The 16,430-nt window shown below is 49.9% G+C and carries 16 protein-coding genes and 2 pseudogenes; 2 read left to right on the forward strand and 16 right to left on the reverse strand.

Features of this window, described 5'->3' with window-relative positions:
• Window positions 1-184: 184 nt before the first annotated feature.
• Window positions 185-997: a cytochrome C assembly family protein gene (gene ccsA, locus HMPREF3139_RS05790; RefSeq protein ID WP_070461213.1), complete on the reverse strand. Its 813-nt coding sequence runs from the start codon at window positions 995-997 to the stop codon at window positions 185-187.
• A 181-nt stretch (window positions 998-1,178) separates the two neighbouring features.
• Between ccsA and ffh the strand changes: the two genes are divergently transcribed.
• Window positions 1,179-2,549 (forward strand): signal recognition particle protein, encoded by a 1,371-nt coding sequence (gene ffh, locus HMPREF3139_RS05795; RefSeq protein WP_003684000.1) that lies wholly within the window; start codon window positions 1,179-1,181, stop codon window positions 2,547-2,549.
• Between the two features lie 100 nt (window positions 2,550-2,649).
• Here the strand turns inward: ffh and HMPREF3139_RS05800 are convergent, their stop codons facing one another.
• The 14 genes and pseudogenes from HMPREF3139_RS05800 to HMPREF3139_RS05865 form a co-directional block, all read right to left on the reverse strand.
• The gene (locus HMPREF3139_RS05800) at window positions 2,650-2,949 is read right to left on the reverse strand and encodes a hypothetical protein (RefSeq protein WP_004520276.1); all 300 of its coding nucleotides are present in this window, start codon (window positions 2,947-2,949) and stop codon (window positions 2,650-2,652) included.
• Window positions 2,950-3,090: 141 nt separating this feature from the next.
• Window positions 3,091-3,785, reverse strand: a pseudogene (locus HMPREF3139_RS05805) (thiol:disulfide interchange protein DsbA/DsbL).
• A 170-nt stretch (window positions 3,786-3,955) separates the two neighbouring features.
• Window positions 3,956-6,064, reverse strand: a complete 2,109-nt coding sequence (locus tag HMPREF3139_RS05810) for a TonB-dependent receptor (protein ID WP_070461218.1) — start codon at window positions 6,062-6,064, stop codon at window positions 3,956-3,958.
• Between the two features lie 165 nt (window positions 6,065-6,229).
• Complete coding sequence (locus HMPREF3139_RS05815) at window positions 6,230-6,763, reverse strand: alpha/beta hydrolase (RefSeq protein WP_070461220.1); 534 nt, start codon at window positions 6,761-6,763, stop codon at window positions 6,230-6,232.
• A gap of 10 nt (window positions 6,764-6,773) precedes the next feature.
• Window positions 6,774-7,118 (reverse strand): hypothetical protein, encoded by a 345-nt coding sequence (locus tag HMPREF3139_RS05820; protein WP_049330844.1) that lies wholly within the window; start codon window positions 7,116-7,118, stop codon window positions 6,774-6,776.
• A complete protein-coding gene (locus HMPREF3139_RS05825) occupies window positions 7,105-7,884 on the reverse strand; it encodes an exodeoxyribonuclease III (protein ID WP_070461221.1) in 780 nt (259 codons plus the stop codon). The genes HMPREF3139_RS05820 and HMPREF3139_RS05825 overlap by 14 nt, the downstream gene beginning before the upstream one ends.
• 44 nt (window positions 7,885-7,928) lie before the next feature.
• A complete protein-coding gene (gene argA, locus HMPREF3139_RS05830; RefSeq protein WP_070461223.1) occupies window positions 7,929-9,242 on the reverse strand; it encodes an amino-acid N-acetyltransferase in 1,314 nt (437 codons plus the stop codon).
• Window positions 9,239-9,634: an MJ0042-type zinc finger domain-containing protein gene (locus tag HMPREF3139_RS05835; protein ID WP_070461225.1), complete on the reverse strand. Its 396-nt coding sequence runs from the start codon at window positions 9,632-9,634 to the stop codon at window positions 9,239-9,241. Before HMPREF3139_RS05835 ends, argA begins: the two co-directional genes overlap by 4 nt.
• Window positions 9,635-9,732: 98 nt before the next feature.
• The gene (pyrE, locus tag HMPREF3139_RS05840; protein ID WP_003682682.1) at window positions 9,733-10,374 is read right to left on the reverse strand and encodes an orotate phosphoribosyltransferase; all 642 of its coding nucleotides are present in this window, start codon (window positions 10,372-10,374) and stop codon (window positions 9,733-9,735) included.
• Between the two features lie 145 nt (window positions 10,375-10,519).
• Window positions 10,520-10,990, reverse strand: a complete 471-nt coding sequence (rlmH, locus tag HMPREF3139_RS05845) for a 23S rRNA (pseudouridine(1915)-N(3))-methyltransferase RlmH (protein ID WP_036493712.1) — start codon at window positions 10,988-10,990, stop codon at window positions 10,520-10,522.
• A 162-nt stretch (window positions 10,991-11,152) separates the two neighbouring features.
• Window positions 11,153-11,872, reverse strand: a complete 720-nt coding sequence (gene pyrH / locus HMPREF3139_RS05850; protein ID WP_003708812.1) for a UMP kinase — start codon at window positions 11,870-11,872, stop codon at window positions 11,153-11,155.
• 219 nt (window positions 11,873-12,091) lie between these two features.
• A complete protein-coding gene (gene tsf / locus HMPREF3139_RS05855) occupies window positions 12,092-12,946 on the reverse strand; it encodes a translation elongation factor Ts (protein WP_070461228.1) in 855 nt (284 codons plus the stop codon).
• Window positions 12,947-13,069: 123 nt separating this feature from the next.
• A pseudogene (gene rpsB, locus HMPREF3139_RS05860) lies at window positions 13,070-13,799 on the reverse strand (30S ribosomal protein S2).
• 177 nt (window positions 13,800-13,976) lie between these two features.
• Complete coding sequence (locus HMPREF3139_RS05865; protein ID WP_070461230.1) at window positions 13,977-14,219, reverse strand: hypothetical protein; 243 nt, start codon at window positions 14,217-14,219, stop codon at window positions 13,977-13,979.
• A 78-nt stretch (window positions 14,220-14,297) separates the two neighbouring features.
• Between HMPREF3139_RS05865 and HMPREF3139_RS05870 the strand changes: the two genes are divergently transcribed.
• On the forward strand, window positions 14,298-14,891 hold the full coding sequence (locus tag HMPREF3139_RS05870) for a 5-formyltetrahydrofolate cyclo-ligase (RefSeq protein WP_070461231.1): 594 nt from the start codon (window positions 14,298-14,300) through the stop codon (window positions 14,889-14,891).
• 74 nt (window positions 14,892-14,965) lie between these two features.
• On the opposite strand, the gene HMPREF3139_RS05875 is transcribed toward HMPREF3139_RS05870, so the two are convergent.
• Window positions 14,966-16,411, reverse strand: a complete 1,446-nt coding sequence (locus tag HMPREF3139_RS05875; RefSeq protein ID WP_070461232.1) for a KAP family P-loop NTPase fold protein — start codon at window positions 16,409-16,411, stop codon at window positions 14,966-14,968.
• Between the last annotated feature and the right edge of the window lie 19 nt (window positions 16,412-16,430).

Below are 16,430 nucleotides of genomic sequence, written 5' to 3' on the forward strand. Positions count from 1 at the left end.
ACAAAACCAGTCAACACCTTTCGCAAAATTATTTCTAGAAATTTAATCACCGCCCTGTTTTAACAGGGTTTTTATTTTATAAAAAAACTCCAGCAACCTTTCTACACTATCCATACATACAAAAAAATACAAAACAAAGGCCGTCTGATATGCTCTTTCAGACGGCCTTTTTTATGATTTCTATTTATCCAATACGTTGAAGGACAATTTCTAGGACAAATTTACTGCCCACATAGGCAAAAATCAGACTGACAAATCCGACAATAGTCCAAACGGCGGCTTTTTTGCCGCGCCATGCGGTCATGCTGTGTTTCAACAATAATGCGCCATAAATCAGCCACGACATAATACTGAAGATGGTTTTATGCGTGAAGGTCATCGGCTTGCCGAAAATGGTTTCTGCAAAAAACGTACCGCTGATTACAGAATAGGTCAATAAAACGAAACCTGCCCACATACCTTGGAACATAAGTTTTTCCAAACTCAATAATGGCGGCAAGAAGCTGACCAATGCGGAAAAACGGCGTTTGTGCAGATTGCGGTCGAGCAAAAGGATCAGGATGGCAAATAAGGTAACGATGCCAAATAGTCCGTATGCGAGCAATGATGATGCGATGTGCGACAGCGGCAATAAGTCTACGATTTGACGACCTGAAAAATCCCCTGGGAAGAGGAAACCCAATAATAAGGTCAATGCGGCGCAGGGATACAATAAGAGTTGCACTCCGCGCAGACAATAAAAGAAGCTGCCCAAGCAGTACATCATCAGCATCAGCCAGACTATCAGACTGAGCGAATAGCCAAAACCGGTAATCAATACCCTATCCTGCAATACTGGGAACATCAATGCTGCGCCATGTACCAATAATGCGCCGCTCAAAATCAGCAGCTCGGTTTTCAGCGGGTAAGACTTATTATTGTGCTTTTTATGTTGCAACCAGGAAAATGCGCCCAATCCGGCATACACCAGCATAAGGCAGATTAAGACAATCGGCATAAATATCTTTCTCAATAGACATGTGAACACTTGACAGACACCCGGCAGGGTTTCAGACGGCCTTGGTGTCGTGTTTGTGTTCTTGAAGCATAACTTCGGACTATCGTGTAAAATAATCCGAATTTTATTTTAACAAAGAATGCCCTGTATTGGGCAGCTATTCTCATTATCAAGGATAAGTATGTTAGACAACCTGACCAACCGCTTCAGCAAGGTACTTAAAAATATTCGCGGCCAATCAACGCTGACCGAAGACAATATTAAAGAAGCCTTGCGCGAGGTTCGTCTTGCCCTGCTGGAAGCCGACGTTGCATTGCCCGTCGTTAAAGAATTCGTCAACACAGTCAAAGAACAGGCCCTTGGCCAAGAAGTCGTCGGCAGCCTGACGCCTGACCAAGCCTTTATTGGTGTGGTTAACCAAGCCTTAGTCGAATTGATGGGCAAGGAAAACAAAACGCTGGATTTGTCGGTTTCACCGCCTGCCATTGTTTTAATGGCCGGTTTGCAGGGTGCCGGTAAGACAACAACCGTCGGCAAACTCGCCCGCCTGCTGAAAAACGATCAGAAGAAAAAAGTCTTAGTGGTATCTGCCGACGTTTACCGCCCTGCCGCGATTGAACAGCTGCGTCTGTTGGCCGAACAGGTCGGCGTGGACTTTTTCCCATCCGATACCAACCAAAAACCGGTTGAGATTGCAACTGCCGCCGTCGATTACGCCAAAAAACATTTTTACGATGTCTTGATGGTCGATACCGCCGGCCGTTTGGCAATCGATGAAGAGATGATGAACGAAATCAAAGCGCTTCATGCTGCGGTCAACCCGGTTGAAACTTTATTCGTCATCGATGCCATGTTGGGTCAGGATGCGGTGAACACTGCTCAGGCATTTAATGAAGCCCTGCCGCTGACCGGCGTCGTATTGACCAAGATGGACGGCGATTCGCGCGGCGGTGCGGCATTGTCCGTACGCCATGTGACTGGCAAACCGATTAAATTTATCGGTGTCGGCGAGAAAATCAACGGCCTCGAGCCTTTCCATCCCGACCGTCTTGCCAGCCGTATCCTCGGCATGGGCGACGTATTGACCCTGATTGAAGATGTTCAAAAAGGCATTGATGAAGAAGCCGCCGCCAAAATGGCGAAAAAGCTGCAAAAAGGCAAAGGCTTCGACCTCAACGACTTTAAAGAACAAATCCAGCAGATGCGCAATATGGGCGGCTTGGAAAACCTGATGTCGAAAATGCCGGGCGAACTGGGTCAAATATCGAAACAAATCCCCGAAGGCACGGCTGAAAAAGCGATGGGCAAAGTGGAAGCCATCATCAACTCGATGACCCCTAAAGAACGCGCCAACCCCGCCCTGCTCAAAGCCAGCCGCAAACGCCGTATTGCAATGGGTGCGGGTACGACCGTGCAGGAAGTGAACAAATTGCTCAAACAGTTTGAACAAATGCAACAAATGATGAAAATGTTCAGCGGCAACGGTTTGGGCAAACTGATGCGTTTGGCCAAAGGCATGAAGGGAATGAAAGGCATGTTCCCGGGTTTGTAAGCTAATTTGACAGAAAACGCCGTCTGAAAAGTTTCAGACGGCGTTTTTTTTACTCTAGCAAGAATTACTGTTCACATAATAACTATGAAATCTATTCCTTTTAAGAATTTTCATAGCGTATCGTTGCCTCTTCCAGCATTTCCCATTGGCCACCACTACCATGGTAGGTTTCGGCACCAAGCCTGAAAACGGCATTGCAGTGCGTACATTGAAAATAATGCACCACGAAATCGTTCCAACCATATATGTCACGATTACCCTGAGAATCTGTATGGGTAATGTAACCGCTGTTAGCGATGGTTTTGGCAACATCAAGGCTGGGACCATAAACTTTGTCGTAGGCTGGGGTAATATCGATAAGCGTGCCGTCTGCTAAACGATCAGAGGCTCGCAGTAACATTTGCGATAATTCTCTCGGAACCCTAATACGAACGGTAGGTTGCAGGTCAGAACAGTAATCACACATTGTTTGGATCTTTCAGCATAGTAAAGGAAAACGAAGTGGAAGGAGCGCGAAATCCTTGCTCATTCAATCCTCAACTTATTGCGGTTTTTTCTGCTCTTCGCGTACTTTGTCCACCAACTGGTCAATCGTGGTCATGCCGGACTGCCAGTCTTTAAATTCAACTTGGTATTTGCCGCCGACGATCACGGTCGGTGTGCCGCTGATTTGGAATTTATTGGTCAATTCTTCCATTTGAGCCGCACGCGCTTGGCTTTCAGGCGCTTCAAATGCAGCCAATACTTTTTTGCCGTCAAACGCTGTTTGTTCGGACAGCCATTTTTTCAGGGTATCGGTATCGGCCAAGTTGATTTTTTGGTTAACCATCGCATCGAAAATATGGCTGTTGGCTTTATCTGATTCACCGGCCATTTCCACTGCGGCCGCCAAACGTGCCAAAGGTTTCATTTCATCACCCCACACGACATGCTCCCGGCGCATATAGGTATCGTCTTAAACGTTTTGATGTGTTCGCTCAAAACCGGCTCCAAATGGGCGCAATGCGGGCAGAAGTAGCCGAAGAATTCCAATACTTCGATTTTGCCGGCCTGCTGTTGCGGAATCGGGTTGGACAAGACGGTGTAATTGACACCTTCGGTCAATGCGGCAGGGGCTGCCGGGGCGGATGTGCTGCTTTGGGCGCTGTCTGCCGGAACACTGGTTTCCGCCTGTTTGCCGCAAGCAGCCAGTGCCAACAGGGTCAATGAAGTCAAGGCTAAGGTTTTCAGTTTCATAGGTATCTCTTTACATTCAAATCAATGGGCGGATTTTATGGCATTTTGTTGGAGGTGTGTTCGATTTGAGTGAAAAAATGTGTTTAGTTTTATTTCAACCTTTATAAAAGGCCGTCTGAAATATGGCTTAGATCATAGCCTTATTTTCAGACGGCCTTTGCCTGGTTTCATCAGAAACGGTAATTTACCCGGGCGGTATAGCCGCGCGGATTACCCGGCATGGCGTCCGAACGCCAATATTTTTGATTGAGCAGATTGGCTGCGGCAAAGGTAACGTTGACGTTTTTATGGTTCCAGCCGAGCATGGCATCAACTCGGGCAAAACCGGGAAGCGTGGTCACTTCTTTGTTTCTTGAATCGTAGCCGTAGCGTTTGCCCGTACCGGTTACGCCGATTTCGCCGTAGAGGTTTTCGGTTGGCGTGTAACGGAAGAACAGGTTGCCGGTAACGTTGCTGGTATTGTCCAAATGAATGCCCACTCGGTCGGGATTTTCCTTGTCTTCAACCACTTTTGCCTGCATCACGCCCAACGATCCGCGCAGGTAGAGTTTTTTGGGGATGATTTGTCCGATGGCTGACAGCTCCACGCCGCGCGAACGGTGTTTGCCGCCGACAGCCCAAGTGTAGGGATCATTTTGCGCGTCGGGACGGTAGCGGATATTGAAGCGTTCGATTTGGTAGGCGGACAATGTGGTGCTGAGGCGGTCGTCCAGCCAACTGCTTTTGACACCGGTTTCGTATTGGCGGGTGTACTCAGGGTCGGCGTTGAACACGGCGGAAGACGACGTATCGATGCTCAAATAGCCGCGTCCGCCATAAGGTGCGAAGCCTTTGTTATACGAGGCGTAGAGCGTGTGGGCGGGCGTTACGTTCCACACTGCGCCGATGTTGGGGCTGAATGAGTGACCGCTGTATTGGCGGCTGCTACCGGTGAGTTTGTTTTCTGAATTGAAGGTGTACTTGTCGTAACGGCCGCCGAGGACGAATTTCAAATCGGGCGTGGCGGAGAAGATGTTTTGCACAAAGATGCCGTAGGAGTCGGCTTTGTGGCGGTTTTGGGTGAGGACGGGCTGCAATCTACCCGAAGCCGGCCAGCTTGCGCGGTCGTAAGGGTCGATGGAGGCAGTAAAGGCGCGGCTGTAACCCAATGTCGGGTTGCGGTGTTCGCGGCTGTAATCCATGCCTACGGTCAGGTGGTTTTCAAAACGGCCGATGTTGTAGTCGCCGTTGAGCGTGAAATTGGACGACAGGGTTTTGTTGTCGGTTTGCTGCCAGGCGTAGTTGCGTTTGATTCGGCTGCCGTTTTCGCTGCCTGCATGAAAATGGTCGAAATCCTGCGCCGCCGTGCGGTGGGCAAGCTGCCATTGGGCGCGCCATTTGTCATTGAAGGCGTATTCAAGGTCGGAACGCCAAACTTGCAGCTTGTCTTTCACAAAATCGTTCGGGTGGGCAAAACCCATGCGGTAAGGCAGTCCGAAGCGGTCGTACACGGACTTGGTCGGGCTGCGGTCGGGCGTGCGCTCCACATTGTCGTAGGTGTATTGCCCCGTCCATTTCAAGCCGTTGTCGAGTTTGACGGTAATGCTGGGCGAAACCATGACGTTTTTGCTGTCTATGCCGCTGCGGAACGAATTGGCGCGCCCGACTTCGCCGGTAAGGCGGATGGCGACGTTTTTGTTCAGCACTTCGTTGATGTCCATATTCAAGCTGCGGTTTGCCCACGAGCCGTAAACCGCTCCGATGTTGCGGCTTTGTTTGAAGTTGGCGTATTTGCTGACCATGTTGATGACGCCACCGCCGTTGGTGCGGCCGTAAAGCACGGAAGACGGGCCTTTCAGAATTTCCACGCGCTCGATGTTGGCGGTGCTGCGGCGGACCTGCCCGCTTTCGCGTACGCCGTCGCGGTAAATATCGGATGCATCAGCTTGAAAACCGCGCAGGAAAATGCTTTCGCCGCGCATATCGTAGGCAGCGTCGATGCCGGCGTTGCCTTCGAGGATGGAACTCAAATCGTTCGTGCCGTAGTTTTTGTTTTTCTGGATGTTGAGCGTATCGACAGTTTGTGGCGTTTCCTTAATGAGCTGGCCGTTGCGGGTAACGGCGGCTTCGTCGTAGTTGATGTAGCCTTTGAGTACGCTGGTGTCGGACTGTCCGACCACGGAAACAGTGGGCAGGGTGGCGGTGTAATGTTCACCATTATCCTGCGTATCGGCGGCAGCAACAGGGAAGGAAGCGATAATCAGCGTGGGTAATAAAGCTAAATGAAATGGTATTTGCATTTTATACTCAATTTAACGAAACAACCGAATTATATTGCCCCATAAAAGAAATGAGAATAGTTTCTTTTAATTATATTTAACATGATATTTGCAAACAAAGGCCGTCTGAAACACATATCGGTTTCAGACGGCCTTCGTTTATTAATATTAATAGATACTGCTACACTACTTACTCAACAACATTTCCTGCATCAGCTTCATGCCCCATTGCCAGCCTCCGAGCGCGCCGTTTAACCGGCCGGAATGCGGCGATTGAAGCAGGCGCGCCTGCCAGCGGTCGGCCTGTTCTTGCGCCCAATCGCGTGGCGTACCGTTTGTTTCGGCGATGACCAACGCCGTACGGCAAGGGCAACGGACGCGTTGGAACGTATGGATTTCGTCTTCGGGAAAAGCCTCGGGACTCGGCGAGACCAAAATAATATTGGTCAGGCGTTTTTGCGTCAGGATGTCGGCTTGATACAGCCATGCCAAAAATGCGGACACACCAACACCATGAGCCACGACGGCAATATTTCTGCTGACGATATGGTCGAAGGCCGTCTGAATAGCGTGTTGCCATTCGGAAATGGTTTGCCGACTATCGGCTTCGGCAGTTTGAACAATCGGATAGCTGACCGCCCAGCGGTCTATCCACATTTCCGCTTCATCTGCATCGCGTATCAGAAACAGTGCCATTTCTTCGAGTTCGAAGCTCTGCATTTCAGACGGCCTATTTGAGCAAGTCGTTGAGTGTAAACGCAATCAGCAATGCGGCAGGCACGCTGAGGATGGCACAAGTCGCCAGGCAAAGTACGATGTTGGCAATCAGCCGCCAGCCCTTCCAAGCAAAGCACTTGGCCGCAATCAGCAGGCAAGGCAGTGAAAACAGCAGCCACACCAACGCCCATGTCGGATTGGCCTTGGTCGGCGCAACCCAGCCGGACATCCGCGCCAGCATAAACACCGCCCACACCAGCATAGGCAGCACAAATGCCGCTACGACCCACGCTGCGCCTACGCCGGTTTTGCCGTTTATATTCCAATCATATTTACCAAAAACCTTATTCGGCAACATAGTCATACTCCACAACTAAAGGGGCGTGATCCGAGAATTTCTCGTCTTTATAAACATGTGCGGAAACGGCTTTGGCGGCCAACTCCGGCGTAACCATCTGATAATCGATGCGCCACCCGACATCTTTCGCATACGCTTGTCCGCGGTTGCTCCACCAGGTATAGCCCGGCACATCGGGATAAAGTGTGCGCCACATATCCGTCCAACCGAGCTTGTGGATGACTTTGCCTATCCATTCGCGCTCTTCAGGCAAGAAGCCCGAATTTTTCTGATTGCCCTTCCAGTTTTTCAAGTCGATGTTTTGGTGGGCAATGTTCCAGTCACCGCAGACGACGATGTCGCGCCCTTCGTTTTTCATGGCTTCGAGCATGGGATAGAACGCGTCCAAAAAGCGGTATTTCACTTGTTGGCGCTCTTCCGCACTGCTGCCGCTGGGCAGATACAGCGAAATTACCGACAAATTGCCGAAATCGCAACGGACAAAACGGCCTTCCCTGTCAAATTCTTCAATGCCCATGCCGATTTGCACATTGTCGGGCTTGCGTTTGCTGTACACCGCCACGCCGCTGTAACCGCGCTTTTCGGCGCAATGCCAGTAGCCGTGCATACCGTGCGGATTTTTCATATCGTCTGACAGGTCGGCTTCTTGAGCTTTCAGTTCCTGCACGCAGACGATGTCGGCACCAGAAGCGGCGATGTATTCATAAAAACCTTTTTTATAGGCGGAGCGGATGCCGTTGACGTTGGCAGAGATGATTTTCAACATAAGATTTGAGTAATTTTTAAAAACGGATAATAGGATTGAAGTTTTCAGACGGCCTGCAAGTCATAAACAAATACTTTGGAATTGCGGCCGTTGGCATTGTATTCCTGCCGGCGTTCGGCAGGCAGGTCATCGGCTGAGGCCGTCTGAAAGCCCCGTTCGACAAACCATTCGCCCGTGTGCGTGGATAAGGCGAAGAGCGTTTTAATATTTAAGGCGCGTGCTTTTTGAAACAGATGTTCCAACAGCAATTCGCCGTAGCCGCCATCGCGCGCTTCGGGCGACACCACCAGGCAGGCCAATTCGCCGCAGTCCGGTTCGGAAAAGGTTTTCAGCGCCACGCAGCCGTAAATGTTTTGATCGTGTTCCAATACGGAAAAACTGGAAATATGGTTTTCCAAATACTCGCGGCTGCGGTGTAACAAGATGCCTTGTTCCGCCAACGGACGGATTAAGGCGATGATGTGCGGAATGTCGTCGCTGCGTGCCTGACGGATGGAAACAAACGGCTCACGGGCAATCGAGGTACCGCTGCCCTCACGGGTAAACAGCTCGCGCAGCAGGCTGCCGTCTTCACGGCCGTTGAGAATCTGCACCCGCGATACGCCGTTTTCCAACGCGCCTACCGCCGCATGGAGTAAATCGGCAGGTGCATCCGGATTGTCACGTATCAGCTCCTGCACTTCGCCGACAGACAAAGTATTGGCCAACGAGCCGTCGGCACGACGGATACCGGCTTCTTCGGTCAAGAAAACCAGTTTCTCCGCCTGCAAAGCCATGGCCACTTCCTGAGCGGTTTCGCACATACTCAGGTTGAAGGTTTTGCCGCTGTACGAATGTCCCAAAGGGCTGATAAGCACCACCGCGCCGCTATCCAAACGCAAACGGATTTCTTCTGCGTCGATTTTGCGGACGGTACCGGTATAGCCCATGTCCACGCCGTCGATAACGCCCAACGGACGAGCGGTAATAAAGTTGCCGCACGCGATAACCGGCGGCTTGCTCCGTTGTTGTGCAGATACACTGCTGAACAAGGCGGCTTCCACATCGCTGCGGATAATTCCCGCCACTTGCTTCACTTCCATCAAAGTCGCTTCATCGGTAATCCGTCGACTGCCGCTGTATTTCGGAACAAAATTCCGACCCGAAGCCAATTTATCAAGCAAATGCCGCGAACCGTGCACCAAGACCAAACGCAAGCCCAAGCTGGCCAACAGATTCAAATCTGCGGCCAAACGAATCAAGGTTTCGCCTTCCAACAGGCTGTCGGTCACGCCGACCACCATGGTTTTGCCGCGCAAATATTGGATATAGGGCGCGGCCTCACGAAAGCTGGCGACAAAATGGGCGATGGTACTCATAGCAGGGCAAGATAAAAGAGTTGCATAATCAAAACCGTCAGCGCAATCAGCGATGCCAACGTCCAGTTGAAACCGTCCTTGCGCGTTTTGACCGCCGCCTGCTCTTCCGCCTTAGGCTCTTCCTTAAGCGCACTGTTGAGCAAATCGGAAATTTCTTTGCGCGAGAGTTTGGAATGCTTGAGGATTTGCGCGCCGATGTTATGCACGAGGCGCACATCCGTTACCGCCACAGGCAGATGGACCGGATCGGCCGGCAGGTTGCCCGACAGATAATCCTTGGCCTTAAACATCCCCGAACAACGCGTGCAGACCACGAAACCCTGCGCCACGTTCAACTGGGCATCTTTCACCCAATGCGGTGTTTTACAATGAGGACAAGAACAAGCAGGCATGAGTATTTCCGTAAGTGTATTGAATCAAAAATATATTTTAGCCAATGCTTCAGGCCGTCTGAAAACTGTTTCAGACGACCTGAGCATGATGTTATGGTTTAAACCGCGCCGTAACGTTCGCGATAGGCTTTGACCGGCTCGAAGAAGCCGCCAAATTCGGCATTGTTTTGCAAGAGCGTGAACAAGTCGTTCAGGTTGGCAATCGAAACCACCGGCAGGCCGTATTGTTTTTCGACTTCCTGCACCGCCGACAATTCGCCCGTACCTTTTTCCATGCGGTCGAGCGCAATGGCCACTGCGGCAGGCGTTGCGCCTTCGGCCTCAATCAGTTTGACCGACTCGCGCACGGATGTACCAGCGGAAATCACATCATCGATAATCAGCACGCGGCCTTTCAAAGGCGCGCCCACCAACACACCCCCCTCGCCGTGGTCTTTGGCTTCTTTGCGGTTGTAGGCAAACGGTACGTTTACGCCTTTTTCCGCCAACATCATCGCTGTTGCCGCCGCCAAAATAATGCCTTTATAGGCCGGGCCGAACAGCATATCGAACTTCACGCCGCTGGCAATAATGGCTTCGGCGTAAAACTTCGCCAGCTGCAAAGTCGATGCGCCGTCATTAAACAAACCGGCATTGAAAAAATAAGGCGACTGACGGCCGGCCTTAGTTGTAAATTCGCCGAATTTCAACACGTTTTGTGCCAAAGCGAATTTGAGGAAGTCTTGACGGAAATCGGACATTTGGGTTCTCCCGAAAGATGTTGATTTATCAAAGAAACGATTATAAAGGATTCATGCGGAAAAATCAGGCCGTCTGAAAACAGGTTCAACCCCGCTTTTAACCGATAAGGCGGCATTACCGTCTTATCCCAGCAATCAAAACAGATTATTCCCGATGATACGGATGGTTGTGCAAAATCGAAACGGCGCGATAAAGCTGCTCGGTCAGCAAAACGCGCACCATGCCGTGCGGCAAGGTCAGGCTGGAAAGGCGCATCATCATGTTTGCCTGCTGTTTCAAACGGTCGGTCATGCCGTCTGCGCCGCCGATAATAAAGCAGACGTGTTCGCCATTTTGCTGCCAGCTTTTCAAATGTTGTGCCAATTCGACCGAAGTCGGCGCTTTGCCGCGCTCGTCCAATACCACCAAAAACGCGCCCTGCGGTATGGCTTCCAGCAGGCGTTTTTCTTCAGCCGCCATACCCTGAGCCGCATTCACACCCGCGCCTCGTTTTTCCGGCTTGATTTCTTTCAGCGCATAATTGACATCGCGCCCGAAGCGTTTGGCGTACTCGCCGACGGCCTCATCGACCCAACGCGGCATTTTCGTGCCGACAGCCAAGACGGTGATATTCATGGGATATCCTTTTGTTGTCGAATTGTCGGTTGGGCATTATGGTCAAGCAGGTTCTTAACCTTTTCAACCCATGAACCAATACCCGCGCAACCAACTGAAAATAAAAGGCCGTCTGAAAGCCGAATGTATCCCGTTCGGCTGTTTCAGACGGCCTTTCAATGATTAGCAGTGAACCAGTGTACCCTCGTTTTCGCCGGTTACCACGCGTTTGAGCGAGCCTTCTTTAGCAATGCCGAATACTACAATATTGAGCTTGCGTTCGCGGCAGAGGGCGAAAGCGGTGGCGTCCATCACTTTGAGGTTTTTCAACAAGGCTTCATCAAAAGTAATGGTTTCGTAGCGTGTTGCAGATGGGTCTTTTTTCGGGTCTGCGGTGTACACGCCGTCAACGTTGGTCGCTTTGAGCATCACGTCGCAGTTCATTTCCGCACCGCGCAATGCGGCGGCAGTGTCGGTCGTGAAGAATGGGTTACCGGTACCGGCGGCGAAAATCACGACTTTGCCTTCTTCCAAATATTGAATGGCTTTAGGACGGGCGTAAGTTTCAGCGATTTGCTGCATAGACAGTGCGGATTGTACGCGCGCTTTGATGCCCAAGGTTTCAAATGCATCTTTGAGTGCCAACGCGTTCATGACGGTTGCCATCATGCCCATGTAGTCGGCAGTGGCGCGGTCCATGCTACCCGCTTGTGCAGATACGCCGCGGAAAATGTTACCGCCGCCGACAACGATACCGACTTGCACGCCCATTCTCACGATTTCGGCAATTTCGCCGACGGTTTGAACGATGGTATCGTGATTGATGCCGAATGGATCAGAGCCCATCAGGGATTCGCCGGAGAGTTTCAGTAATACGCGTTTGTATTTGATTTGCTGTGTCATGGGATACCTTGCTTTCTTGAATGTCGTCGGTCGGAGTTCGGGCCGTCTGAATTTTCAAACGGTCGGAATATTAATGATAGGGTGTGTCGGTTTATTATTGTTTTGTTTTCAGACGGCCTTTATATTCGGTCGTCTTAAAATAGGTACCGTAAACGGTTTTCTCAAAAAAAAGCACCCTGATTCGTTTGGAATCTAGGTGCTTTCTTTTTCATAAGTGCCTTACACTTTAGCAGCGGCAGCAACTTCGGCTGCGTAGTCAACAACGGCTTTCTCGATACCGTCGCCTACTTTGTAGCGTACGAAGCTAACCACTTCAGTGCCGTTTTCTTTAGCGAATTGGGCAACAGTTTGGTCAGGGTTCATCACGAACGCTTGGCCGTTCAGAGTGATTTCAGCCAAGAATTTGCGGATACGGCCTTCAACCATTTTAGCGGCGATGTCGGCAGGTTTGCCGGAAGCGATAGCTTGTTCAGTGTAGATGTGGCGTTCTTTTTCAACGGTTTCAGCATCTACTTCGGCTTCGCTTACGCATTGTGGTTTAGCGGCAACGATGTGCATACCGATTTTGCGTGCTACGTCTTCAGAGCCTTTGTACTCAACCAATACGCCTTCAGTAGCCAAAGCACCGTGGATGTAGGCAACCAGTTGGTTGGCAGTGTCGATCACTTGGAAGCGGCGAACAGACATGTTCTCGCCCAATTTAGCGATGATGGCTTTACGTTCTACTTCAACCAGTTCGCTCAGTTCTTCAACAGAAGCCGGTTTTTTCTCGGCAGCAGTTTTAGCAACGAAGTTGGCAAATTCTACGAAGCCGGCGTCTTTAGCAACGAAGTCGGTTTCGCAGTTTACTTCAACCAATGCGCCGACATTGCCGTTGATTGCATAAGCCAATACGCCTTCGGCAGCAGTACGGCCAGCCAGTTTACCGGCTTTCGCACCAGATTTAATACGCAGGATTTCTTCGGCTTTGTCGAAGTTGCCTTCAGCTTCAACCAAGGCTTTTTTGCATTCCATCATGCCCAGGCCGGTAGCGGCGCGCAGGTCGGCAACCATTTTTGCAGTAATTTCTGCCATTTTGAATCTCCTAGATTTTTGGGAACACGGCCATTGCCGTGTTTGGAAATAGTGGCCGTCTGAAACGGATTTCAGAACGGGATTTGAGAAAAGGGGCATAACGCCCCTCTTCTGTGTACCGAATTACTCGGCAGCAGCTTCTTGGGCAGCGGCTACAGTTTCTTGCAGCGCTTGGTTTTTGCCTTCCAAAACTGCGTCAGCGATGCCGCGGCAGTACAGGCGGATAGCTTTAGCGGAGTCATCGTTACCAGGGATAACGTATTTCACGCCGTCAGGGCTGTTGTTGGTATCGACTACAGCGATAACAGGGATGCCCAGTTTTTCAGCCTCAACCAGAGTACCTTTTTGGTAGCCGGTATCGATAACGAAAATCGCGTCAGGCAGGCCTTTCATGTTTTTGATACCGCCCAAAGAACGTTCCAGTTTTTCAACGTCGCGTTGCATTTCCAGAATTTCTTTTTTGTTGAAACCGCCTTCAGCAGCGTTTTCCAGGGCAGCAGTTTTTTTCTTCCAGGCGTTTGATGGATTGCTTAACGGTTTTGTAGTTAGTCAGCATACCACCCAACCAGCGGTAATCAACGAAAGGCATACCGGCACGGGTAGCTTCTTCGCGGATGATGTCGCGGGCTTGGCGTTTGGTACCTACGAACAATACTGTACCTTTGTTGGCAACCAGACGACGTACGGCTTCTTGCGCCTCTTGGAACATCGGCAGGGTTTTTTCCAAGTTTACGATATGGATTTTGTTGCGCGCACCGAAAATGTATTGAGCCATTTTCGGGTTCCAGAAACGGGTTTGGTGACCGAAGTGAACACCGGCTTCAATCATCTGACGCATAGTAATTTGAGACATGTTATTTCCTTGAAAGGGTTAAAGAGCACACATTCAATCGCATAGAACTTGATAGGCGGCGCCTATTGTCAAGCACCCTTCGGCGAAAGTGGGCATAAGTTTTAAAAAATAAAAGAGTGTTTCCGAAATGGAAAACTGACGGATTATAGCGGATAAGAGGCCGTCTGAAAAGGGATTTTATACCTTTCCGTCCTGTTTTTCATCCGCCTGTACCGCCTTTTGGCGAGCCGCTTCAAACTCCGCCTGCTCCTGCCGTTTCATCAGGCGGTTGCGGCGGCGGATGGTCATGACGAAGACCGTGAACACAGTGGGCAACACTGCCCAAAAAACCAAATAAATCAACGCGCGCGCAATACTCGGCTGCGCGGCGGAAAACATCACGGCAACAAAAAGATAGCCGATGGCGACAATGTGCCACATCGTGTGCGTCCTGTTTGAATGTTAACAAAATCGTTATAATCGCAACATTCTACCGCAATCCCGAAAGGCCGTCTGAAAATGAGGAATCCCGAAAAATCGGCATTACGCAAACAGTTCCGCCGCGCACGCGCCCAAATGAGCGCAGACGAGCGCAACGCCGCCACCGAAACCATCAACCGCCTGCTCAAGCCCTACATCAAAAAAGGACGGAAAATCGGCGTGTATTGGCCGATGGGCAAGGAATTGCGATTGGACGGCTTTGTCCGTGCCGCACAAAAACGCGGCGCAAAACTCTACCTGCCCTATATCGAACCGAACACACGGCGGATGTGGTTTACCCCCTACCCTGCCGACGGCGCCAAACAAGAACGCAAACGCGGCCGCGCCAAATTGAGCGTCCCACAATTTACCGGCAAGAAAATCCGCGTCCACCAACTCAGCCTACTGCTGGTCCCCATCGTCGGCATCGATAAACGCGGCTACCGCCTCGGACAAGCCGGCGGCTATTACGACGCCACCCTCTCCGCCACGAAATACCGCCTGCAAACCCAAACCCTGGGCGTAGGCTTCGGCTGCCAACTGACCGACACACTGCCGACCGAACCCCACGACATCCCCCTAAACGGCTTTGTCTCCGAGCTTGGCGTATTGAAATTCAGACGGCCTCGATAGGACAATTATCGGTTTATTAAAATGATAAAAGGCCGTCTGAAACCTGATTTTTGGGTTTCAGACGGCCTTTTGTTTTATTGTGGCGTTTGTTCAAAACTGAGGACTTGAAAAGTATTTTTCAAAACAGATAAGCCCCAATTTATTGCTTCACTACCAAAATATCTATCTATCAGAGTCTGCCAATAGTGCTTTTCATTAAATTCTAGTAACGTAAAGCGAGGATCTTCGATTTTACTATTTAAAATTAGCATCACAGCAATCATATCTACTATTCCTTTAGGGTCATAAGGATCATCTAGCATATCTGGCCAAGATTGAAGATTAAACAATTGAGCAAATTCTCCAGCATCAGTTCGATTTTTATTGATATCATCCATTAACCTTGGATAAAAGCAGAAGATAAATACACCAACCACACGTAGATATAGGTGAAATGTTTTATTCCTAAACCCAAACCCATGACCCAAAGAGTGATACATCTCCAAAAATCGGACTAATCGTTCCGTCTCCCTAAGCGATAAATTATTCCGTTTAATCATTTCACTTATACAATCCACAACTCTATGCGCATTAAATAAGACCCCTTCTATATCACTACCTTTTATTAACCTCTTAAAATGATGAATTGAAACCAAAACTCGATCTTGCTCCGTTTGAGCCACAACCTGATCCGGCAAGGCAAAGCTATACTTCAAAAACTTATCTAAATATTTCTGCGCATCCACCTCTGCGCCATACCGATGATTAATCGCCGCGCACAGTTGCTTGGTATTCGTAACCAGCACGACTTTGACGTTTTCAATATCAAAGACATGCTTGATAACTTCCAGCATATCGACGGCGTAATCAGGGCGGCAACGGTCGAGTTCGTCGATAAACAGGATAATCGGTTTGCCCGCTGCCAATTCTTTTAGGCAGGCTTTAAGCGTTTCCAGATTTTTTTCTGCTTCAATTTGCTCTTTCAATAAGGCTTCGACGGTTGCATCAATAGTTGCATCAATGGAATGACTGGCAAGTGTGGTGGCAACACCAGCTACAGTTGCCGCAGCATTTTTTGCTTCTTGCCCATCATTTGTAATTTGGCTCATTCCCTCCTCTAAATCTTCCCATTTTTGCTTTAGGACATGACCAACCGCTGCTTTAGCAACGGTTTTCATCGCGAATCCTACTGCTCTTGCGACTTTCCTCGTAATATTTTTGCGCTGTTCAGACGGCTGCTCGCCAGTATCTTCAGGCGTACAGGCTTTGATGATTTCGGCAAGCAATGCCAGCAGAGGCTCTCCGCTGTGGTCTGAACGGAAGGCGTCAATATAGACGGGCTGATAATCGCGATGTTGCTCCTGCATAAGCCGAATCAGCTTTTTGCAAAATTCGGTTTTGCCCGTTCCCCAGCCACCGTCGATGACCATAGGGGAAAGGTCGATATCTGAGGTAAGCAGCCTGATGATGTTTTCGGCTATCGGCTTACGGTTAAATTCGTCATGTGTAGCAAAAGTTTTTTCTAAAGCTTGAGTTTCCATATTATCCCTTTGTCTGTCA

The sequence above is a fragment of the Neisseria sp. HMSC15G01 genome (genome assembly GCF_001808255.1).
GTDB lineage: Bacteria > Pseudomonadota > Gammaproteobacteria > Burkholderiales > Neisseriaceae > Neisseria > Neisseria subflava_A.